16 protein-coding genes and 2 tRNA genes are annotated in these 22,833 nt (G+C 38.3%); 2 read left to right on the top strand and 16 right to left on the bottom strand.

Annotated elements, in window-relative coordinates; genetic code table 11:
- Positions 1–63 precede the first annotated feature (63 nt).
- From AEQU1_RS06335 to porU, 5 genes are all read right to left on the bottom strand, one after another.
- On the bottom strand, positions 64–1,785 hold the full coding sequence (locus tag AEQU1_RS06335; protein WP_111879712.1) for a pyruvate dehydrogenase complex dihydrolipoamide acetyltransferase: 1,722 nt from the start codon (positions 1,783–1,785) through the stop codon (positions 64–66).
- A 3-nt stretch (positions 1,786–1,788) separates the two neighbouring features.
- Entirely contained in the window at positions 1,789–2,787 is a 999-nt protein-coding gene (gene pdhA / locus AEQU1_RS06330; protein WP_111879711.1) for a pyruvate dehydrogenase (acetyl-transferring) E1 component subunit alpha, read from the bottom strand.
- A 155-nt stretch (positions 2,788–2,942) separates the two neighbouring features.
- Positions 2,943–3,425, bottom strand: a complete 483-nt coding sequence (gene cdd / locus AEQU1_RS06325) for a cytidine deaminase (RefSeq protein ID WP_111879709.1) — start codon at positions 3,423–3,425, stop codon at positions 2,943–2,945.
- A 4-nt stretch (positions 3,426–3,429) separates the two neighbouring features.
- Entirely contained in the window at positions 3,430–4,587 is a 1,158-nt protein-coding gene (porV, locus tag AEQU1_RS06320; RefSeq protein WP_111879707.1) for a type IX secretion system outer membrane channel protein PorV, read from the bottom strand.
- Between the two features lie 34 nt (positions 4,588–4,621).
- Entirely contained in the window at positions 4,622–8,455 is a 3,834-nt protein-coding gene (gene porU, locus AEQU1_RS06315; RefSeq protein WP_111879706.1) for a type IX secretion system sortase PorU, read from the bottom strand.
- Between the two features lie 221 nt (positions 8,456–8,676).
- Between porU and gldJ the strand changes: the two genes are divergently transcribed.
- Entirely contained in the window at positions 8,677–10,350 is a 1,674-nt protein-coding gene (gene gldJ, locus AEQU1_RS06310; RefSeq protein ID WP_111879704.1) for a gliding motility lipoprotein GldJ, read from the top strand.
- 71 nt (positions 10,351–10,421) lie between these two features.
- Complete coding sequence (gene murF / locus AEQU1_RS06305; protein ID WP_111879703.1) at positions 10,422–11,702, top strand: UDP-N-acetylmuramoyl-tripeptide--D-alanyl-D-alanine ligase; 1,281 nt, start codon at positions 10,422–10,424, stop codon at positions 11,700–11,702.
- 10 nt (positions 11,703–11,712) lie between these two features.
- Here the strand turns inward: murF and AEQU1_RS06300 are convergent.
- The 11 genes from AEQU1_RS06300 to AEQU1_RS06250 all read right to left on the bottom strand — a co-directional run bounded on the left by AEQU1_RS06300 (position 11,713) and on the right by AEQU1_RS06250 (position 22,696).
- Positions 11,713–11,787: transfer RNA gene (locus AEQU1_RS06300), tRNA-Val, on the bottom strand.
- A 52-nt stretch (positions 11,788–11,839) separates the two neighbouring features.
- The gene (locus AEQU1_RS06295; RefSeq protein ID WP_258455170.1) at positions 11,840–12,853 is read right to left on the bottom strand and encodes a YitT family protein; all 1,014 of its coding nucleotides are present in this window, start codon (positions 12,851–12,853) and stop codon (positions 11,840–11,842) included.
- Positions 12,854–12,935: 82 nt separating this feature from the next.
- Positions 12,936–13,013 (bottom strand) — tRNA-Val (locus AEQU1_RS06290).
- A gap of 65 nt (positions 13,014–13,078) precedes the next feature.
- The gene (locus AEQU1_RS06285; RefSeq protein WP_111879701.1) at positions 13,079–14,296 is read right to left on the bottom strand and encodes a folylpolyglutamate synthase/dihydrofolate synthase family protein; all 1,218 of its coding nucleotides are present in this window, start codon (positions 14,294–14,296) and stop codon (positions 13,079–13,081) included.
- 12 nt (positions 14,297–14,308) lie between these two features.
- Complete coding sequence (locus tag AEQU1_RS06280; protein ID WP_111879699.1) at positions 14,309–16,810, bottom strand: VPS10 domain-containing protein; 2,502 nt, start codon at positions 16,808–16,810, stop codon at positions 14,309–14,311.
- 61 nt (positions 16,811–16,871) lie between these two features.
- Entirely contained in the window at positions 16,872–17,690 is an 819-nt protein-coding gene (locus tag AEQU1_RS06275; protein WP_111879698.1) for an energy transducer TonB, read from the bottom strand.
- A gap of 51 nt (positions 17,691–17,741) precedes the next feature.
- Positions 17,742–18,134, bottom strand: coding sequence for a biopolymer transporter ExbD (locus AEQU1_RS06270; protein WP_111879696.1), 393 nt, complete (start codon positions 18,132–18,134; stop codon positions 17,742–17,744).
- Entirely contained in the window at positions 18,134–18,832 is a 699-nt protein-coding gene (locus AEQU1_RS06265) for a MotA/TolQ/ExbB proton channel family protein (protein ID WP_111879694.1), read from the bottom strand. The genes AEQU1_RS06270 and AEQU1_RS06265 overlap by 1 nt, the downstream gene beginning before the upstream one ends.
- Before the next feature lie 48 nt (positions 18,833–18,880).
- The gene (gene nhaD, locus AEQU1_RS06260; RefSeq protein ID WP_111879692.1) at positions 18,881–20,260 is read right to left on the bottom strand and encodes a sodium:proton antiporter NhaD; all 1,380 of its coding nucleotides are present in this window, start codon (positions 20,258–20,260) and stop codon (positions 18,881–18,883) included.
- A 21-nt stretch (positions 20,261–20,281) separates the two neighbouring features.
- Positions 20,282–21,508 carry a Glu/Leu/Phe/Val dehydrogenase dimerization domain-containing protein gene (locus AEQU1_RS06255; RefSeq protein ID WP_111879691.1) on the bottom strand — a complete coding sequence of 409 codons (1,227 nt, stop codon included), beginning with the start codon at positions 21,506–21,508 and terminating at the stop codon, positions 20,282–20,284.
- A 126-nt stretch (positions 21,509–21,634) separates the two neighbouring features.
- Positions 21,635–22,696, bottom strand: a complete 1,062-nt coding sequence (locus tag AEQU1_RS06250) for an anhydro-N-acetylmuramic acid kinase (RefSeq protein WP_111879689.1) — start codon at positions 22,694–22,696, stop codon at positions 21,635–21,637.
- Positions 22,697–22,833 lie beyond the last annotated feature (137 nt).

Genomic DNA, 22,833 nt, shown 5'->3' with positions numbered 1-22,833 from the left:
ATAAATCCCGATAGTTTCACCAAAAATGAAGCTATCGGGATTTTAATTAATAATTGATTTTTGTTAAACAAACATCGTCACAGGATTCTCAATATACTGTCGCAATGTTTGCAGGAATTTTGCTCCGGTTGCCCCATCAACTGTTCGGTGATCGCAAGCCAAAGTTACCGTCATTGTATTTCCAACTGCAATTTGTCCATTTTTAACCACTGGTTTTTGAACGATTGCCCCAACGGATAAAATTGCGGAATTTGGTTGGTTTATGATAGAAGTAAATTCCTTGATTCCAAACATTCCAAGATTGGAAACCGTAAATGTACTGCCTTCCATTTCCTGTGGAGTTATCTTTTTATTTCTGGCTTTGCCCGCAAGTTCTTTTACCTGCCCGCCTATTTGTGAAAAGGTCATTTGGTCTGCAAATTTCAAAACGGGAACCAATAAGCCTTCGTCAACGGCAACCGCGACCCCGATGTGAATATGTTTAGCGATTCTTGTAGCTTCCGGTGTCCATTGACTGTTTACTTGTGGATGTTTTCTTAAAGCCATAGCACAAGCTTTTATAACCATATCATTGAAGGAAATTTTAACATCCGGATCTGCATTTATCGCTTCACGAGCTGCGATTGCGTGATCCATATCCAACTCGATAGTTAAATAATATTCTGGAGCAGAAAATTTGGATTCGCCCAAACGTTTTGCAATGGTTTTACGCATTTGGGAGTTTTTCACTTCCTCAAAACTTTCGGTTCCTACGGGAGTGTATGCTTGTCCGCCGCCAGCTGCAGGTTGGTAATTTTCAACATCATTTTTTACGATGCGTCCATTTTCCCCACTTCCGTGAACTTGGCGCAAATTAATCCCTTTATCTTCAGCCAATTTTTTCGCCAATGGAGATGCGAAAATTCGACCTTCGTTTAAAGTTTGCTGACCTTCAGATTTATTATCTGAAGAAATTTCTTTTTTGGGTGCTTCTTTTTCAGAAGATTTATTTGAAGTTCCGCTTTCTTCCTTTCTATTTTTTTCGGAAGTATTTTCTTCAGAAGTATTTTCTTTTTTTTCTGAAGACTTTCCTGCGTTTTTAAAATTTTCAGCAACCCCAGAAATATCTGTTCCTTTTGGACCTACTATTGCAAGTAAGGCATCAACAGGAGCAGATTCGCCCTCGCCTATTCCAATTTTCAAGAGCGTTCCAGAATAGAACGATTCAAATTCCATGGTGGCTTTGTCGGTTTCAATCTCTGCAAGAATATCGCCTTCCTCTACTTTGTCTCCTTCTTTTTTAAGCCAAGTTGCTACCGTTCCGTCGGTCATGGTATCACTTAAACGCGGCATAGTTATAACCTCAACGCCTTCCGGCAGTTCAGCTGAATCTGAAGAGCTTTCAGATTTTTCTTCAGAATTTTTTTTGGAAGCGTCATCGCCATCCCCGTTCTCAGCTTTGGTTTTATCCTCCTTTTTATCAGATGATTTATTTTCTTGTTTGGAGTTGTCTTCTTTCGGTTTCGAATCTGAAGATTTTCCATCAATCAAATCTGAAATATCTTCATCTTTTTTTCCGATAATTGCCAAAAGTGAATCTACTGGCGCGGTTTCACCTTCCTTTATCCCGATGTAAAGCAATGTTCCTTCGTAGAAAGATTCAAACTCCATCGTGGCTTTGTCAGTTTCAATTTCGGCAAGAATATCGCCTTCTTTTACGGTGTCGCCCACTTTTTTAAGCCAGGTTGCTACCGTTCCTTCTTCCATCGTGTCGCTTAATCGCGGCATGTTTATTACTTCTGCCATCTTCTATAATTTATCTGATAAAAACGGGTAATCTTCCTGTTCGTAAACCGCATCGAACATTACATTCTTTTCTGGATATGGAGATTCGTCGGCAAATTTTTCACATTCTTCAACTAAATCCTTCACTCTTTTATCAATCTTTTTTATATCGGCCTCGGTTGCCCATTTGTTTTCGTAAATCTGATGAAGCACATACGTAATTGGGTCCTCTTCCTGTTTTTTTGCAACCTCTTCCTTCGTTCTGTAATGTTGGGCATCACTCATGGAGTGTCCACGATAACGATAGGTTCGCAATTCCAAAAATGTTGGGCCATCACCGCGACGGGCGCGTTGTATAGCTTCGTCCATTTCTTTTGCAACTACTTCTGGTTTCATTGCATCTACCGGTTTGCAAGGCATTTCATAACCTAAACCAAGCTTCCAAATGTCTGTGTGATTTGCGGTACGTGCTACGGAAGTTCCCATGGCGTAACCATTATTTTCTACACAGAATACCACTGGAAGTTTCCAAAGCATCGCAAGGTTGAATGTTTCGTGAAGTGAACCTTGACGCGTTGCGCCATCGCCCATATAGGTAAGGGTGACTGCATCTCTTTCAAAATACTTATCGGCAAAAGCCAAACCAGCCCCTAGAGGGATTTGTCCACCAACAATACCGTGACCCCCATAAAAACGGTGTTCTTTGGAAAAAATGTGCATTGAACCTCCCAAACCTTGAGAAGTTCCAGTGCCTTTTCCAAAAAGTTCGGCCATCACTCTTTTTGGATCTACGCCCATCCCAATGGGTTGTACGTGGTTTCGGTAAGCAGTAATCATTCGGTCTTTTGTAAGGTCCATTGCATGCAATGCGCCTGCTAAAACAGCTTCCTGACCGTTGTAAAGGTGTAGAAAACCCCTTACTTTTTGGTTGATATATACTTGCGCCAGTTTATCTTCAAACTTGCGCCAAAATAGCATGTTCTCGTACCAATCCAGGTACGTTTTTTTGGTGATTTTCTTCATCTATCGGCTATAAGGTTTTCCTATTGGAAAATTTATTAAACGGATAACAAAAGTAGCACTTTATACCGTTAAATCACAAATTACAAATCGTGTATTTGTGAATATGTGAGTGTGTGAATATGGAGTATGTGCTTTAAGCTGTAAACTTTGAACTTTTAAAGATATTTCGCATCAAAGCCGAGTGGCAACAAATCTAGTACTGAAGCAACTTTAACTATTTTTCCTGTTTCACCCATAAAGTAGATAGCTATAGGGCTTTTTTGTTTCTGTTCGTACTCTGCCATAGATTGGCGGCAAGCGCCACATGGACCGATTGGTTCATCAAGAACTTGGCTTGATGAGCTAGCAGATATAGCAATTGCTTTAATTTCTTGGTTTGGGTAAAGTGCTCCCGTATGAAAAATTGCAACACGCTCAGCACATAGACCCGAAGGATAGGCTGCATTCTCTTGGTTGCTGCCTATTGTAATTTGGTTTGAAGTAAGCCGTATTGCTGCTCCAACCCTAAAATGTGAGTAAGGCGCATAAGCGTTTTCACGTGCTTGCTGCGCCTTATTCATCAATTCTTGAATATCTTTTGGAAGTTCTGAAATGGTTTCAAAAACTTCTAAATAGGTTTCAATTTTTATTTTTTTCAAACTACTAATATTCGTCGTACGTATCGCCAAAGTTGAATGTTAAACCAAAACGAAGGGTTCCATCCAGAGGACTGTTTGCCAATTTAGATGTAGAAAACAAATAGGAAACATCAATATTGATAGCGGTATAACGGAAACCTGCACCAAAAGAGAGAAATTTTCTACTTCCTTTTACGTCACTTTCGTTGAAATAACCTGTACGGAAAGCAAATACATCTTGATACCAGTATTCAGCACCCAAAGCCCAAGTAAATTCTTTTAACTCTTCGCTGAAACCATCAGGCGCATCACCGAATGAAGAAAACATACCGCTTACAAAACTTTCAGTGTAATAATCATCTTCACTGTTTATAAGACCATCATCGTTTGAATCACTTGGCGTTGGCACCAAAAGTTTGTTAACCTGTGCAGAAACTCCAACCTTGTTATATTCATCAAGAATAAAATCAAAACCACCACCTAAAGCAAGGTTTGTTGGAAGGTTACTTTCTGAACCTACTTCGTCATACTTAAGTTTCGGACCAATGTTTGAGATATTGAAACCCAATCTCCAACGACCATCAAAGTCATCATAAGGAATTTCTTCACTTTGGTAATAACCAGCTACATCTACTGCAAATGAACTTGCGGCAGAAGCATCTGCAACAGAAGTTTGTAATTTTAAATCAGAGCGAATATATCTACCGGCAACAGCCATAGCAAAACGTTCGCTAAGGCGAAGTGAATAGGAAACATCAAAAAGAAGTTCGTTTGGCTTAACTATTAATGGAGTTTCGTCAGGAGTTTGACGAAGCTCTATTTCTCCTTGACTGAAATAACGGAAACTTGCGCCAACTGCACTTTTCTCAGTAAGACGGTTATAATAGGTAACATTACCTAAAAATATATCGTTAACCAATTTATTTAGGTATGGAGTGTAAGTTACACCAACACCTTGTTTTGAAAGTGAAAAGGCATATTTTGCAGGGTTCCATTGTTGCGAAAAAGCATCAGCAGAAGTTACAACACCTATATCACCCATACCACCAGAACGTGGATCTGCAGCTATTAATATAAATGGAACACCCGTGGTAATTACGCGATTTTCAATACCTGTATTATCCTGAGCAATCGACTTAAACGCCACAAGGCCTAACAAAATTGGAATAAATAATTTCTTCATATTAATTAATTTTGGACAAATATAATTTTAATTTTTAAAGGATGACGAGTTTCTCGAATTTTTCAACTCGCTGATTGGTTAACGTAGATTTAACAGTTATCTTATAAATGTAAACACCTTTTCCGATGCGATCGCCAAAATCATCGCGACCGTCCCAAGTAATTTCTCGGCACAAATAACTACCAGAGGGTGGCAAGGAAGCATTTTTTGTCCAAACCACTTTTCCGGTAACAGTGAATACCTGCACCTGCACGTCCAACGTTTCATCTGGTCTATTATGGTTGAACCAAAATTCAGTGTAATTAACAAACGGGTTTGGATAATTGAGTACGCGCTTAATTTCTAGTTTATCGTTTCCAGCAACGATGAATTGAATTTCTGCGGTAGATGAATTATTGTAAACATCCCAAGCTTTCAAGGTTAATGTATGTAGCCCATCTTCCAAATCTCGAAATTTAAAGTTGGTTACACCCTTTGTATAATCGTCAACTTCTGCTTGATAAAATTCATTTAAAATAAATGGATTGGATTCATCGCCGTCTAGAATTGCAACAATATCATGACCTATTCCGCTTGCGGTATTGATACCGTTGGGGTCTTCCAATTTTGCCAATAAAATTGGTGAATCGTCTGTTATTCCTCCAAAAACAAAACTCTCATCGTTCATATATAGACGAATCAATGGCCCTTCGTTATCTTCTGGCGCATTTTCATTAAGGCCACCTACGTTCAAACCCAGGTTTACACCTGCCTGATCTTCCAGCACATTGTCTCGTTTAGAATAAAGACTTACTCTCCCCTTTCCCACTGGGATTTGAATATCGCGCGGCACAACAAACTCAAATTCAAAAAGACCGTTTGAAACTGACGCCTGGCCATTGAAGAGACCTTCACCCAAAGTGATGAAATCCATAATGAAACCAACGCCATCATTATCCAGTGTTTGGCGCATTACATTTTTGTCAAAAACCTTCGCCTCAAGCACCCCATTATAATCTGTCATTAGCATTCCAGCTTCATTAATTACTTCGCCTTCAAGTTTTATTTTGCTTAAAGCTTTAAGTGTATCTGTAGCTTGGGCAACTGGAACACCATTTAGTTTAGTTAGCCGAATACTCTTTTTTGGAAATGCAAGACGCATTGCTGGGTCTCCAATATAAAATACAACACGTCTTAAAGGGCTATTTATATTATCTTCTTTTGCGCGCCTAAAGGCTTCAGCCGGTGGACTAGGAACGTCAACATTATAACCAAAAAGTTCACCTGCAAGTGCGTCATTAAAATTAACTCCCGTGTTAATGAAGATAGCCCGGGTAGTTGTTACCAAAGAAATGGCACCGCCATTTTTATTTTGATAGGTTAGTTCTCCAGCAGTAATGCGCAACGGATTATCAAATTTTGTAAACTCACAGGTAACTGTAATTATACACGGAAGATTATTTTTATTATTAAGTTCTTGTGCTGCTTCCTTTGTATAAATAAATTCTTTAGCCATGCCATCTTCACCTCCATGCCCAAAATAATCCAAAACTATAGCGCCCACCTCTATTGCACTTTTAATAGCTTCATTAACCTCCGGATATCTATTTCCTCCTGCGGAAGCTTCCTGTTGATAGGCATCTGAATGTATTTTCTTTACGTTTATATATGGCTTTTCTTGGGATATTCGGTCTCCCAATGCATCGAGCCGTGTTTCTAAAATATCTTCACCAGCCTCATCAACATCATCAGACACAAGAACAAAGTTCGTTCTCCAATTACCATAGGAAGTTTCTGAAGTGTAATTTATAATCTTATCAACCATTGCGTTGGCTAAAGAAACATTATCTACAAGTATTCTTCCCATTGCAATATCTAGCCTGTCCATATCCTCGGAGCCTCTACCAATGGTACCCTCGTTTTCATCCATATTTCCATAGAAATCATCAGACATAAAAGATTGGGCGATATCGATTCCCGAAACAGTTTGAAAGGTTGGCACTATATTATTATTGTTGGCAATCCGGTTTTTATAATCAATGGAAGCATCTCCCATGATACCAACATATTTAATCTTTTTGGATTCTGAAGAAGCGTTGTAATACACGTACCGAATAAAATTTCGGATGGCACTAATATCTTGTTTGCCAGAACTGAATTCCTCATAAATTTTATCGGTAGTTACCACTTTTACATTCAGTCCTTCTAAGTTTTTATGATATGTAGCCAATCTTAATGCTGGCTGAATCAAAAATGGAGCAGTAATAATTATGTAATCTACATCTTTAAAATTTCCGGATTCATCATTAAATATGGTTCCTTTTAAATTTTGATTGGGAACAGTAGACTTTGCTATTTTTATAGGAAGAAAATAATTATTAGGGTTTACTGCTACATATTCGCGTACTTCACCAAGAGTTTGTTTAAAGCTAAAAGATGATGCATTCCCTTCATTTTGCTTTGAAGTAATAAATTGAAAATCTGTTACATCCCAAACTTGCGAAAATTGGTTTGCATTGCTAATTTGATACTCTCCAACACCAGCCAAGGTAGCAGCATCTTTAAACCTAAAAGACAACTGTCCATCTACACCGCTCAATTGGCGAACTGCCCAAATTCCAATGTAGTCCAAATAAGCTATACTTGATGGGTTTCCCGCATTATTATAGGCAAGGTCTACTGTAACGGTCGCACTACTCGCTGGAATTTCTTCCCTTAAGCTCGCCAAGCTTAACAACCTATCACCCAATGCAGAAAAAACTAAAGGATCCAAGCTTGTACTATTTATTGATACTGCCATAGAGGTGCCACTTTCTGAAGCCGCACCAGCCTTAATAACAAGCTCCATGGGTTTTCCCGAGACCATATTTGGAAACTCGAAACTATAACTTTGTTCACTTTCAATATCAAAACGGTTTCCGTACCACACCCTACCCACTTTTGTAGGGCTCTCCTCGTCTTTCTCGTGAAACTTATAATCGTCAAATTGATTGATTGTAAATTCAACAGCGCCTGTTGGCTCTGTCATGGCTCTAACACGTTTTCCAGCACCACCATCGGCAGTAATGTAATAATAAGATTCGTCGCTATACGGATTTATGTGAGAGTCATTTTCATCAACATAGCCCTCTGTCCCTATACCATAAAACAATATATAATCGCCGCCGTCAAAATTCCCATCCTCTTCCCCCACTACTTGTATCGCATTTTCCGGAAGATCAAAAAATTTATTTTGAACATTCAGCAATGGTAAAGTCTTTCCACCATCACCGTATACTTTTAGATTTCTAGGATTAATACCATCGGTATTCATGCCCAGATTGTTCAAAAAAGATTTATCTATTTTATAAATTCCAGTTTGGTCAATCTTAAATTTAAACCATTGTCCGCTGGCAAGTACAGAATTTGTAATTCCAGGAGGCGCATTGCGACTTTGTGGCCCGTATTGATAATTAATATCAAATGAAATCACTTTTAGGTAACTTCCATTGGTTTTAATAATAGGCGTAATATTAAAAATAGTTAAAAGCCTATCTCTGGATTTTGTACTCCCAATGTTATATTTTAGTTTGCTCGGCACTATATCAGGATTGATCTTTTTCAGTTCAGCCGAAGAAATCGAACCATATTGAACGTTTGAAACCACTACGGAATTTTTATCGGAGAAACCACTATCATCCCACTGAGTGGTGTAACTAACAACTTCTTTATTCATTTGAAGCTTCAGTGCTTCAATCGCCTTTTCCTTTGAAAAAACAGCTTGTTTCTTAACTCCAAAGTTATTGGAGGATATACCGCTATCTCCCCAATCTATGGTTATACTTTTTGACTGTGCCTTTCCCAACAAAGGCATCACAATTAAAATAAAAAGAAGTATCGCTTTTCTCATTAGTACCAATAACGCTCCAAATATACACTTAGTATAAGGGAACTTTTTAAACTTTTTGTATAATACAGTATTAGGATAATAATTTTAAAACTAATACGTTTGCATTCGGGATTGGTAGTAAAACCTTTCAAAACCCCCAGCGCAATAATAACAAAATATTATTGTGTTTTTGTCGTTAATTACTATATTGCGAACCCAATTTTATCATATTTGAATCTATGATGTTAAGAAAAAACCTAGCATTTAAGCTATTTATTACTGTAATAGCGGCCTCTCTTTTTGTAGGTTGCAACAAAACTAGAGACTACAAAGACAGTTCCAGAGCTACTGGATGGAAGATGAACGCCAAAGAAGGTGGCTTTCAATACAATCCAAAATCTAAAGAACAAGAAACAGGCCCAGGCCTGGTGTTTGTTGAGGGTGGTACTTTTACCATGGGAAGGGTTCAGGATGACCCAATGCACGATTGGAACAACTCCCCAAACCAACAACACGTTCAGTCATTCTATATGGATGAAACCGAAGTAACCAACCTTATGTATCTTGAATATTTAGATTGGTTAAAGAAAGTATTTCCCCCATCTGATGAAAATTACAGAAGAATATATGAAGGTGCTGTACCAGATACACTTGTTTGGAGAAACCGTTTGGGCTTTAATGAAGTAATGACCAACAACTACCTTCGCCACCCTGCCTATGCAGAATATCCAGTGGTAGGTGTTAGCTGGATCCAAGCTGTTGAGTTTAGCAACTGGAGAACAGACCGTGTTAACGAAATGGTCTTGGAGACAAATGGAATTACATCCCGTAACGCACGTTATGACGCTGAAGCAGGAGAAACTTTCAATACAGAAACATACTTAAACGCTCCATCAATGACTTACGGCGGTAATGACTCCATTACCCGTGGCGGGAAGAAATCGGAATCCATTGCCAAAAGAAGCAAGGACAGTACAAATTTATACATAGGGCGCGAAGATGGGTTGCTATTGCCTGCATATCGCCTTCCTACCGAAACTGAGTGGGAATACGCAGCACTTGGATTAGTTGGTCTTCGTAATTATAATGTTTATAGAGGAAAGAAAAAATATCCTTGGGAAGGTCAATATACACGTTCTGGAAAAAGAAGATCTCGTGGGGACCAAATGGCCAACTTTAAGCAAGGTGATGGTGATTACGGTGGAATTGCTGGATGGAGTGATGACGGTGCCGATATTACTGCACAAGTAAAATCATACGAACCAAATGATTTCGGTTTATATGATATGGCTGGAAACGTGGCTGAATGGGTAGCAGATGTCTATCGCCCAATTGTTGATGATGATTTTAACGATTTCAATTATTACCGCGGAAATGTTTACACCAAAAACGCTATTGGCGAAGATGGCAAAGTAAAATTAGTTACTATGGATTCCATAATCTATGATACCTTAAGCAACGGAAAAATTATTGCACGAAACCTTCCAGGCGAGATACTTCAGGTGCCCGTTGACGAAAACGAAACTTATTTACGAACCAACTTCTCAAAAAGCGACAACCGCGATTATAGAGATGGTGACAAACGTTCATCTCGCTATTATCAATCTTTTGCAGACGATGAAACTGAAAGTGGCGACGGTTCACACCGTATGTACAATTCACCAGTCCAAAATGTATATGCTGACAGCACAGGCTCTCTTGATCGCGAATATGACAAATCCTCAAGTAGAACCACATTAGTTGATAATGAAGTTCGTGTATACAAAGGAGGCTCTTGGAGAGATCGTGACTATTGGTTAGATCCCGCTCAAAGACGTTACTTTCCACAAGATATGGCTACTGATTACATCGGCTTTAGATGCGCGATGAGTCGTGTAGGTTCAAAATCTAAAAAAGGAAAAACCCCGAGAAATTAAACGATAAAAATCTATAAAAAACTACCCTCCCTTGCACTAAGCTTCGGAGGGTTTTTTAGTATATTTATTTTATGAATACAAAATCTATCCATCAGCTTTTTTTAAAGAGTAGCGGCTTTAGTACAGACTCTCGTAAAATATTCAAAAACTGTATCTTTTTTGCTTTGAAAGGCGAAAATTTCAACGGAAACTTGTTTGCACAGGAAGCTTTGGACAAAGGTGCCTTCAAGGTAATTGTTGACGAAAAAGATTTTCATAAAAGTTCTGGTGAAACTATTCTTGTGAAAAATGTTTTATTAACGCTTCAAGAATTGGCAACTTTTCACAGAAAATTTTTAGGACTTCCAATAATATCCCTAACAGGAAGCAACGGGAAAACTACTTCCAAAGAACTTATAAATGCAGTACTTTCTCAAAAATTTAAAACCATAGCCACACAGGGTAATTTAAATAACCATATTGGCGTTCCATTGACTTTACTCACCATGAGCAAGGAAACAGAACTGGGAATTGTGGAAATGGGCGCTAACCACTTGGGTGAGATTAAAATGTTGAGCGAAATTACAGAGCCAGATTATGGATATATTACCAATTTCGGAAAGGCACATTTAGAAGGTTTTGGAAGTATTGAAGGTGTTATTCAGGGCAAAACCGAACTTTATCAATTTCTGAAGAAACACAATAAAAAAATCTTTGTAAATACAAATGATCCGAAACAAATGGATAATTCGGAGGGAATTGAACGAATAACTTTTGGAACACAGCAAAGTGATTTACACATTAAATTATTAGATAGCTCACACCATCTTTTGGTGGAATTTGAAGGCATCCAAATACAGAGCAATTTAGTGGGAGATTACAATTTTGCAAATCTTTCTGCTGCAATCGCCATAGGGGCCTATTTTAAGATTTCTTCTGAAAAAATAAAGGCTGGAATTGAAGGGTATATTCCATCAAATAATCGCTCACAATTGATAACCCAAGGCACTAACACTATTTTGATGGATGCCTATAACGCTAACCCTACAAGCATGCTCGCCGCTTTGGAAAACTTTAAACAAGCCAAAGGCGATACTAAAATTATGTTTCTAGGCGATATGTTTGAACTGGGGAAAGATTCTGATGAAGAGCATCAAAACATTGTTGATTTTTTAACCGAAAATCCATTTGGAAAAGCCTTTTTAGTAGGAAAGAATTTTTTCAAAACAACAAATAGAACGTCCCATTTAAAGCAATTTGAAACTTTTGATGATTTAAAAGAAGCGCTTAAAAATTATTCTCCATCAAAAGCTACAATCTTGATAAAGGCATCTCGTGGAATGGCTTTGGAGCGTATATTGAACTTATTATAAAAAATATTTGTGGGCCATGTTGGATTCGAACCAACGACTTCCACGTTGTCGACGTGACACTCTAAACCAACTGAGTTAATGGCCCAATATTTCAAGGATGGAAAATACAAAATCCAGAAAAAATAATACTCTGGAAGTTACTTGTCAAATTTTTTGATTGGTTTCTTTTTAATCATCCCACCTTTCGCATCTTTCACAGAAGTCATTATTATAAAAGCTTGTTTGTCAATTTTATCAATTTCTGTCTTGAGTTTGCTCATTTCCAAACGGGTTATTACCGTATAAACAACATCCACTGGTCTTCTAGTTTCGCCATTCTTTGAAAATCCGTTTTCAGCTTTAAAAATAGTACAACCGCGACCCATTTTTTCTATGATTGCCAAACGAATTTTTTCATTTTCTTCTGAAATAATAGTAATTCCCATAAATTCCTCAATACCATCTATCACAAAATCTACTGTTTTAGAAGCTGCGAAATATGTGAGAATTGCATAAAGGGCTATTTCCGTAGAAAGAAAATACGCTGCCGTTATAAATATAATTACATTAAATATCATAATTACATTCCCCACTGTTAGGCTCGTTTTCCTACTAATAAATATGGCCAAAACTTCTGTTCCGTCAATAATGGCTCCACCACGTATGGCCAATCCAATTCCCAATCCTAAGAAAAACCCTCCAAAAGCAGCTACTAAAATTTTGTCATCAGTTATGGACGGATAAGGTATTAGTGCTACTGCTATTGCCAAAAGAAAAATACCCAAAACGCTTTTAATCGCAAATCTTTTTCCAACAGAAAAATAAGCTAATGCTAAAAAGGGAAGGTTGAAACACACCAGTAAAAGCGGAAAGGAAATACCGGCCAGTTCATTAACCATTAACGAAATTCCCGTAACACCGCCATCAATAAAACTACTTGGCATCAAAAATCCTCTTAAACCGAAAGAAGCAGAAACCACTCCCAAAAGCAAGTAGAAAAAATCGCCAATTTCATGTGAAACCTCAACTTCAAGATTTTTCACACGTTTATCAAAAGGCTCAGCAAGCGGCGATGGCTTGCGATTTTTTTGCCGGTTCTTTACAACATTTACTATTATATTTTTAAAAAATGGATTCAACTTTGCTTTGGTTTTAAGTGATGAAGAAGTCAAAGTTAAACTTATTCCTTGGAATATAGAATGGAAAAAAATACAATAAAAAAAACCGAAGCTTTCACTTCGGTTTTTTAAAATCTGGTGGGCGATGAGGGGTTCGAACCCCCGACCCCCTCGGTGTAAACGAGGTGCTCTGAACCAGCTGAGCTAATCGCCCTCATTGTTTTGAGGTTGCAAATATAAGTTACTTTTTATTTTCAGCAAAGATTTATTTGAAAAAAATCACAAAACTTCTGCGACCACAAAAGTACTTCCTCCAACAAATACCACATCGGCGGTAGAAGCTGCTGCTAAAGCCGCTAAATACGCCCTTTGTACAGAAATATATTCCTCTCCAACTAATCCGAAACCCCTTGCTTGTGAGAGCAACAAAGAGGCGTCTAAACCGCGTGGGATGTTGGGTTTACAAAAATAATATGTCGCATCCTTTGGAAACAAAGGTAATACAGACGCTAAATCTTTGTCCATAACCACGCCCAAAACAATATGTAAATTATTATAGGTCTCCAATGCAAGTTGTTCCATTACCAACTTCAATCCTTCTTTATTATGGCCCGTATCGGATATCACTTTTGGAGTTTCGCTTAAAACTTGCCAACGTCCCATCAATCCAGTATTTCTTATAGTATTCAACAAACCGTTTACTATATTTTCTTCTGAAATATTCCACCCTTTTGCTTGCAAAACGTGCAATGTTGCCAAAACTGTTTTAATGTTTTTTTGCTGATAGCTTCCTTTTAAATCTGAAATATAATCTGAAGTAGCTAAAGTTTCAGCATAAGTGATTGGCGCATTTTTTTCTATAGCAATTCTTTCAAAAACTGTTTTTGTTTCCGAAAGCGTTTCGCCAATAACAACAGGTATCATTTCCTTGATAATCCCAGCTTTTTCAGCAGCAACTTTTTCTAAAGTATTTCCTAAAAACTGGGTGTGGTCCAAACCAATATTTGTAATTGTGGACACTTCGGGCGTTATAATATTTGTGCTATCCAGCCTCCCGCCCATTCCCACTTCAACAATGGCGATATCTATTTTTTCTTTTCTGAAATAATCAAACGCCAAACCTACAGTCATTTCAAAGAAAGACAACTGATTTTTTTCGAAATACAGTTTGTGGTTTTTCACAAATTCCGAAACATATTGCTCCGGAATCATTTCGCCATTAATTTTTATCCGCTCACGAAAATCTTTCAAATGTGGCGAAGTGTATAATCCAGTTTTATAGCCCGCTTCCTGAAAGACTGAAGCCAGCATATGGCTTGTACTTCCCTTGCCATTGGTGCCTGCAACGTGGATACTCTTGAAGCTTTTTTCAGGATTATTTAAATAGTTTGCGAGATTAATGGTTGCAGTCAAATCTGCTTTATAAGCAGACTGCCCCACCCTTTGATACATTGGAAGTTGGGCGAAAAGCCAGGCTATGGTTTCGGAATAATTGATGGCTGAACGGTTTTATTTTATAATCAGTTTTTTTGTGGTCTGCATTTTTCCGTCGGAAATTTTTAAATAATAAATTCCGGGCTGAAAATTTTCAACTGAAAATTGAATTTCCCTTTTATTTTCAAAATTGAACTGTTTTACTGATCTTCCCATAGCATCATAGACTATTAAAGAAGTTTTTCCGAAAGAGTTTTTAAGGGAAACAGTCACCATTTCCGAAGTGGGATTTGGAAATACTTTCACTTCGGTAGCAAAAGAATTTTCATCAAAATTTAAAATGTTTTCTGAAATATCAATTTTATAAGTTGAACGGCCAAAAGTGGCAGCATATAAAAATTCTGAACCCTCGTGAATAAACAAATCTGAAACCACTGCAGACGGCATATTTTCTCCCAAAACGTTCCAGTTGACCCCTTCATTTTTTGAAGCCAAAACCCCTACATCCGTTCCTATAAACAAGTTTCCAAAATTGTCTTGTTCAATGTCGTTTACAGGAATATCTGGCAAGCTGGTTGAAATATCAACCCAGCTGTTTCCGAAGTCAATACTTTTATAAACGTGCCCTATATCTTCCCCAAAGCGATAACCGGAAAGCGTTAAATAGACTGTATTCGGATTCGCTTTTGAAGAAAGAATCTTAGTAACCCATCGGTTCGGAACTCCTGCCGAAATATCTGTCCAATTTGCGCCACCATCTTGGGTAATCCATGCTTTTCCGTCATCAGTTCCTACGTAAATAACGTCACTATCAAAGTTGGAAACGCTAATAGTTGTGATGGTTCCGAAAGTGAGATTTCCTGTATGGGGTCCATTTGTTAAATCGGGGCTGATGGCGCTCCAATTGCCAGCAGCGTTTGTTGTTTTATAAAGTTTATTTGTACCGAAATAAAGTATTTGTGAATTATTGGGATCAAAAATTATCTGGGTATCCCAATTATTCCTATCGCCACTGGATATTCCATTTGTAGCATTGAAGAAGGTTGCGCCGTTATTAGTTGATTTTCCTAAAGAACCGTACTGATAAAGTGCGTAAATAACATTTGTGTTTGTAGGGTCCACCAAAGGCTGAAAACCGTCACCACCATAAATAATATTCCAATCACTAAGCCCTCCTGTTTGGGTTCGGCTCGTGCTATTATCTTGTGCGCCTCCGTAAATTTTGTTTTCGTCCTGTGCATCAACATACATTCTGTTGAATTGCGTAATAGGCAGTTTTAAATCTTTTACTGCAGAAGCACCTCCGTTGGTACTGTAATAAAGACCGCCATCATTTCCTAACAATACTTCGCCAGAAACGGATGCGTTAAAAGCCATTGCGTGCTGGTCCACATGTGCGCTTGTGAAAACACTGCTCCAACTGTTACCGCCATTAGTAGATTTCTGTACTTCAAAATCTACATTGTAAAGCACATTTTCATCGGTTGGATCAATAAAAATTCCACCGAACCACCAATGAAATCCAACATCCGTCAATTGACTTGAATTCACAGCGGTCCATGAATCCCCACCATTGTTGGTTTTGTAAACTCCTTGAATATTGCCCAAGGCATCTGCGTAACGCGCATAAAGCACATTTGGGTTTGATTGCGAAATATCTATACTAATTCGCCCTTTTTGAGAAGCGATGCTGGGTAAACCATTAGTGAGCTCATTCCAATTGGAACCTCCATCCGTTGTTCTATAAATTCCAGAAGTAATACCGCCGTATTGTCTTCGGTTTGGTCTTCGAATTCGTTCCCAACTAGCTGCATAAACAATATTTCCGTTTGTAGGGTTTATAGCCATATCTACAACTCCCGTGGAATCGCTCACGGCTAAAACCTGCTGCCAACTATCGCCGCCGTTTGTAGTTTTATAAACTCCACGATTAGTGCTATTTCTGAACAATGGCCCCATTGCACCCACAAAGGCTGTGTTATCGTTATTTGGATCCAAAACAATTTTGCCAACACTGCCAATATCTGGCAAACCTTTAGATTGCCAAGTAGCTCCGCCGTCAGTGCTTTTGTATATTCCATCGCCATCGTAAACCAAAGAGCCTCCGCCAGCATTGACTTCACCTGTACCTACATAAATTAAATTGTTGTTGTTTTTGGAAATTTCAATATCGCCAATGGAGAGCATTTGCTGTTCGTCAAAAATTGGCGTCCAATCATCTCCGCCATTTACGGTTTTAAAAATTCCTCCAGATGCTGCACCCACATAGTAAACATCCGGCTGGGTTGTAGGGATTTCAATATCGGTAATCCGTCCGCCAACATTTAGCGGTCCGCTGAACTGCCATATTTCATTGGCCATGCTTCTATTTACCGCTTGTCTTTTCCATTGAATTGCTTCGGAATAGGCAGAAGTATTTATTTCGCCACTAGGATAAGCGCGCTGCATAAATAGTAGATCAAAAGGGTATTTTTCGTTTTTTTCTTTTTCGGGAATCTTTGAAATGGATTTTTCAGAAGAATTTTTACATCCCACAAAACAGATTACAATAAAGAGTATAGTAGAAATACGAAGCATAGCACCTTTTTTTGAAGTTTAAAGATACTAAAAAAAATTACGGATTTATTATCAGGAATGGCTATTCAGAAAGACTGAATTTGTATATAATTTTTCCAATCTGCTTAGCAGGAGCATTATCGTCTGAATTAAATTTTGTGGCCAAAGCAGCTCGTCTTGCGGGCTCGGTAAGGCATCGGGAATTATTTGTAGTTCCACGCACTCCAGGCGTTGCACTAATTACTTTTCCATTTCTATCCACTTCTATACTTACTACCACAGTTCCGGCTTCGTTGCAATCCTGCACGAACTTTTCTTTGTTCAGTGCTTTTCTTCCGCCGAGTAAATAGTTACCGTCACCATCCAATCCTTTCCCAGTTCCATAATAGCTGCTAGCATTTGGATCGCCATCAGGACTTCCCTTATCGCCTGGCTTGTTGTCATTTCCTTCCCCCCCTTTTGCGGTACCATCACTTTTTGGACCGTTCAAAATGCTGGAAAGCGCATCTGTTGTAGATTTATCAGGTTTTGGGTCTGGCTTTTTTACTTCTTTCTTAGGCTGTTCTTTTACGGGAGTTTCTGTTTGTTCCTTTTTAGGTTTTTCTTTTTTGATTACAGGCGCTTCTTCATTGTCCTGCGTAACTACTTCTTCCTTAATTTCAGCTTTGGGTTGTGAAACTGGTTCGGGAATAGTTTTTTGCGGTGCGGATTGTATTTTTTCGACAGGTTGAATGTTTCCACTGCCAGTTTCGGTAGTACCAAAATTAATAGCTATGCCCTGCTCCAAAGGTGGGTCCAGATATTTCATTCCCACATAAAACAATAAAATAAGAATGATAACATGCACGATTACCGTGATGGCCATACTTTTTCTTTTATGTTCTGTATCGAGCATCTTCATGGTCAGTAGTTAACTTTACTTTTTCAAAAAATATCTTATGGAAGTAATGGCCTAATTTGGCCGTACGGCAAGTACAACTTTGAAGTTGTTTCTATTTGCAATATCCATAACGAATACTGCATCTTCTATTGGCACGCCTTCCTCTGCGCGAAGAATTATGGTAGGTTCATCCTGTCCGGCGAGCGTTTTTTTCAGCTCACTTTCAATGCTGTATTCACTTACCCGTTCTTTGTCCACATAATAAGCACCGTCTTTTGTAATGCTAACGGACGCTTTCTGTACGTTTGAAGTTTTTCCTTTTGCCTTTGGAAGAATTAAATCTAAGGCATCTGGCGTTATTGCAGGCGAAGTAAGCAAAAAGAATACCAATAACAGAAACACAATGTCTGTCATGGAACTCATGCTAAACTCAGCACTTACTTTATTTCTTCCTCTTAAATTCATTAAACTGGCTCATTTAAAATATCAAGGAAATCAACAGCAGTAGCTTCCATTTGATGGACTACTTTATCTGTTTTAACGACCAGATGATTGTAACCCATATAAGCAATAATACCAACTATCAATCCTGCCACGGTAGTAGTCATTGCTGTATAAATACCTTCAGCAAGGCTCCCCATTTCGGCTTGACCACTACTTGTAGCTAGTTCGTGAAACGCCAAAACCATCCCGATTACAGTCCCTAAGAAACCAATCATTGGTGCAGCCCCGGCAATGGTGGCCAAAACACTCACATTTTTTTCTAGTTTGTAAACTTCAAGTCGCCCCGCGTTTTCGATTGCTGTATTTATGTCTTCCAAAGGACTTCCAATTCTGGAAATTCCTTTTTCAGTTAAATGTGAAACTGGGGTATTATTTTGGGCGCAAAGCATTTTTGCAGCTTGAATATTTCCCTTGGCAACATGATCACGGATTTGATTCATAAAATTACCGTCCATTTTTGACGCCGCTTTAATTGCGAAAAGTCTTTCAAAATAAATATAAACTGCTACGAAAAGAAGCACAAAAAGCACTGCGATAATTATTTGCCCGGCGATACCTCCCGTTAATAATAGATCCATTATGGATAGGGTTTTCTCTTGTGCAACTGGCTCAAGATCTTGGGCAACATCAGCACCTTCTTGAATAAAGGAGTTTAGCATAAAAAAGGTTTTGTTTTAGTGGATAACGAAATTAGATTTCAGAAATTGTTAGGTATGGTGAAATAAGACTCTTTCAAATAAAAGGAATACTCCTGCTCCAGCAATGAAGCCAATAAAGGCAAGCCAGGATATTTTCTTGAGATACCATATAAAGTCTATACGCTCCATTCCCATAGCGGCAACTCCTGCAGCAGAACCAATAATCAACATACTTCCACCTGTTCCGGCTGAGTATGCAATAAAGTGCCAAAGCACGGAATCCATTGGCATGTCATACATTCCCATTGAAGCTGCAACCAGCGGCACGTTGTCAATAATTGCAGAAAGTACACCCAATAACAAAATAACAATATCTTGATTCGGTATGGCTTGTTGTAACACTTCTGCCACATAACGAAGTGTTCCAACCTCTTCTCCATTTACAACTCCGTAAACAAGGCTTTCAAGCCCTGCAACCGCCATCAATATTCCAAGGAAGAAAAGGATACTGGAAATTTCAATCCGAGAAAGTGCTTTATGTGCAGAATACAAATGCCTTCTTTCTTTACTGAAATCCTCTTCCGGGTGAATGTATTCTGAAACAAGCCAAACTACACCTAGCGCAAGCATCATCCCCATATAAGGAGGTAAATGTGTTAATGTTTTAAACACGGGTACAGAAACTATCATTCCCAGACCTAAGAACAACATGGTTTTGCTGCTTAAAAGAGCTTCTTCTGCTTTGTCTTCACGTGCATCTACATCAATAGTACCTCGAAAAGCAGGCATATAACTAGCAATAGCGAATGGCACTACAAAACAAACAATAGCGGGTAAGACCACGAATTCTATCAAGCCACCGGCAGATACAAGTTTTGCAATCCAGAGCATTGTTGTGGTAACATCTCCAATTGGAGACCATGCCCCACCCGCGTTAGCAGCAATAACCACCAATGCAGCATACCAAAGTCTATCTTCCCTTCTATGAATCAATTTTCTTAAAAGTGTAATCAATACAATTGTTGCGGTAAGATTATCTATTATTGCTGAAAGGAAAAAAGCAAGAATACCAATTATCCAAAGTAGTTTTCTTTTGCTTTTTGTGCGTACTGCGCTTTTTAATATTTCAAAGCCACGGTGAAGGTCAATAATTTCAACAATCGTCATTGCCCCTATAAGGAAAATAAGGATCTCTGCAGTTTTTCCTAAATGGTGAAGCAATGTACCCTCAAAACCTTCCATCGCAGATTCTCCGCCGGAAAGAAAATTAAAAGCTTGTTCTTCACTATTTATAACATCAAACCATCCGCTGGTAAAACCTATGGCGAGAACAGCCCAAATAAGTGAGGCCATTATAAGTGCCGGAACAGTTTTATCCAGTTTTAAAGGGTGTTCCAAAGTGATGGAAAGGTATCCTATTACGAAAATTAAAATTATTATTGATGCCATAATACTGTTGGTTATTGTGAATTATAATAACTGCTTCAATGCAATTTCAAAAGCAGTTTTGCTGATATTTGTTTTGGTGCTATTATTATCGAATGTGTTTTGGATAGCGTTTTTAATAGTAATAGAGGTATCGTTAAAAATTGCCTCATCCGTCATTTGCACTTTGCGTTCCATAAAATAGGCGAAAACTCTTGCCATACCACAGTTACTGATGAAATCGGGTATTAAACTTACCCGTTCATCGGTAAACTCCATAATAGATCCGAAGAAAATTTCTTTGTCTGCAAAAGGAACATTTGCTCCACAACTAATTACTTCCAGCCCTGTTTCAATCATTTGTGAAATCTGCTCTTTTGTTATCAATCGCGAAGCAGCACAGGGTGCAAAAATCTCAGTTTCCAGTTTCCAGATTTTATCATTTATTTCTTCAAAAGAAATCATATTCTCGGACACCAAAGTGTTACCATTCTTGTTAAGAAAGAGTTGCTTTATTTCTTCAAAAGAAAAACCATCCTTATTAATTATTCCCCCATCGCGGTCAATAATCCCGACTATTTTAGCTCCCATTTGCGAAAGATAGTATGCAGCAGCTGCACCAACATTTCCAAAACCTTGAACTATAGCACGTTTTCCTTGTACGCTTCCGCCATAAATATCATAATAATGACGAACAGCCTCAGCAACTCCGTAGCCCGTAATCATATCGGCCACTGTGTATTTTCGGGATACATCTGGCGAAAAATTTACGTTCTCCAGCACCTTTATTACGCCTTGGCGCAATTGCCCAATACGGTTGATTTTGTCAGCTTCCGTAGGCGAAAAATGGCCATTAAAAACCCCTTCCTGCGGATGCCAAACACCACTTTGTTCAGTGATTGGAATTACTTCATGTATCTCATCTACATTCAAATCGCCTCCAGTACCGTAATATGCTTTCAGCAATGGGGAAACAGCCTTGTACCAACGTTCTAAAACTCCTTTTTTTCCAGGATCTGCCGGATCAAAATTGATTCCAGATTTTGCGCCGCCAATAGCCGGACCAGAAACTGTAAATTTCACTTCCATTGTTTTGGCCAAAGAAAGAACTTCATTCATATCAAGTCCTTTACGCATACGGGTTCCGCCGCCGGCAGCACCACCTCGTAATGAATTAATGACTGTCCAGCCTTCGGCTTCAGTTTCGGGGTCATTCCAATGAAAAACAATTTCAGGTTCTTTGTCTTCGTACTTTTTAAGTAATTCCTTCATTCAGGTAAGATTATATAACTCTTTCGCTATAGCTTCAGAGTGAAATGGCTGTCCTTCGCTAAGGCTTCGGATAGTGATGACAAATATAAAAAACTTGTTAGGGTTTGTATTTATTTTAGGTAAAATTTATGCAAAGAAGATTTTTCCCGAAGAATGATCTTTCGAAGCTCCGGTAACACTCGCCAAACAGTTAACTTCTCCGCGTAGTTTCAAAACACCTAGAAGCCCAAAAATCAACGCTTCTTTGTATTCTATAATTTCTGGAGAAGGAATAATAATCTCAACCGAGGCAAGATCCTTAAGTCTTTCAATCAGAAAAGAATTATAGACCCCGCCGCCGGTTATGTAAACCAAAGTATTTTTAGAAAACTGATTGGCTAATTGTACAGCAATGTGCTCCGTAAATGTTCTTAAAATGTCTTCGGAAGAAATTTTAGACGCCTCCAAAAGTGGAAAAATAGTTGACTGAACCCATTCCAATCCCAAAGATTTTGGAGGTTTTTCTGCATAAAAAGAAAGTAAATTTAATTTTTGAAGCAAGTGGTTATTCACATTTCCCGAAGCTGCTAATTTGCCGCCTTCGTCAAAATCTTGCCCAAGCTTTTCGGCATATTTATTTAAAACGATGTTTACCGGACAAATATCATATGCGATCCGTTCGCCATTTTTTTCAAAGGAGCAATTCGCGAAACCACCCAAATTCAAACAATAATCATATTCTGAAAAAAGCAAGCGATCACCAATTGGCACAAGGGGTGCGCCTTGCCCTCCAAATTCTACATCTTGCACTCTAAAATCACAAACCACCGTTTGTTCGAGCATTTTTGAAATACGCGGTAAATTTCCTATTTGATAGGTCAACCCTTTATCGGGACGGTGCAAGATAGTATGACCGTGACTACAGACTGCGTCAATTTCAAGAATATTGTGCTTTTTGATAAATTTAGAAATTTCTTCGGAAAGTTTTTCAGTGTATTTAAAATCTATCCGCTCTAATTTTTCTTGGGAATAGTGGATAGCTTTCCGCAGTTCTTTTTTCCAAAATGAGGAATATGGAATAGTTTCGGCAGCGAGAATTTGAAAACTCCATTTTTTTTCAGAATAATTAAAAGTGACTTCCGCCAAATCAATCCCGTCCAGCGAAGTTCCGCTCATTACGCCAATAATATGATAATTGGTTTTATCCATATTATAAAAGTAAATAAAACATCTTCGTAGCCTTCTTCAAAGTTTTAATTTTATTCACACAAATTTCAAATTTTACTTTTTTGTTATTTGGAAATTGGAATTTGGCTTTTGCTCTATTTTTAAAGTACATTTGCAAA

This window comes from Aequorivita sp. CIP111184, assembly GCF_900489465.1.
GTDB lineage: Bacteria > Bacteroidota > Bacteroidia > Flavobacteriales > Flavobacteriaceae > Aequorivita.
The sequence above is the reverse complement of the archived record's forward strand: the minus strand, read 5'-3'. Positions and strand labels throughout refer to the sequence as shown.

Coding starts and splice junctions, on each gene's coding strand:
- AEQU1_RS06265 (WP_111879694.1), bottom strand. CDS start 18,832: ATGCTAAACTCCTTTATTCAAGAAGGTGCTGATGTTGCCCAAGATCTT.
- AEQU1_RS06255 (WP_111879691.1), bottom strand. CDS start 21,508: ATGAAGGAATTACTTAAAAAGTACGAAGACAAAGAACCTGAAATTGTT.
- gldJ (WP_111879704.1), top strand. CDS start 8,677: ATGTTAAGAAAAAACCTAGCATTTAAGCTATTTATTACTGTAATAGCG.
- porU (WP_111879706.1), bottom strand. CDS start 8,455: ATGAGAAAAGCGATACTTCTTTTTATTTTAATTGTGATGCCTTTGTTG.
- AEQU1_RS06280 (WP_111879699.1), bottom strand. CDS start 16,810: ATGCTTCGTATTTCTACTATACTCTTTATTGTAATCTGTTTTGTGGGA.
- murF (WP_111879703.1), top strand. CDS start 10,422: ATGAATACAAAATCTATCCATCAGCTTTTTTTAAAGAGTAGCGGCTTT.
- AEQU1_RS06335 (WP_111879712.1), bottom strand. CDS start 1,785: ATGGCAGAAGTAATAAACATGCCGCGATTAAGCGACACGATGGAAGAA.
- nhaD (WP_111879692.1), bottom strand. CDS start 20,260: ATGGCATCAATAATAATTTTAATTTTCGTAATAGGATACCTTTCCATC.
- pdhA (WP_111879711.1), bottom strand. CDS start 2,787: ATGAAGAAAATCACCAAAAAAACGTACCTGGATTGGTACGAGAACATG.
- AEQU1_RS06270 (WP_111879696.1), bottom strand. CDS start 18,134: ATGAATTTAAGAGGAAGAAATAAAGTAAGTGCTGAGTTTAGCATGAGT.
- AEQU1_RS06250 (WP_111879689.1), bottom strand. CDS start 22,696: ATGGATAAAACCAATTATCATATTATTGGCGTAATGAGCGGAACTTCG.
- AEQU1_RS06275 (WP_111879698.1), bottom strand. CDS start 17,690: ATGAAGATGCTCGATACAGAACATAAAAGAAAAAGTATGGCCATCACG.
- porV (WP_111879707.1), bottom strand. CDS start 4,587: ATGAAGAAATTATTTATTCCAATTTTGTTAGGCCTTGTGGCGTTTAAG.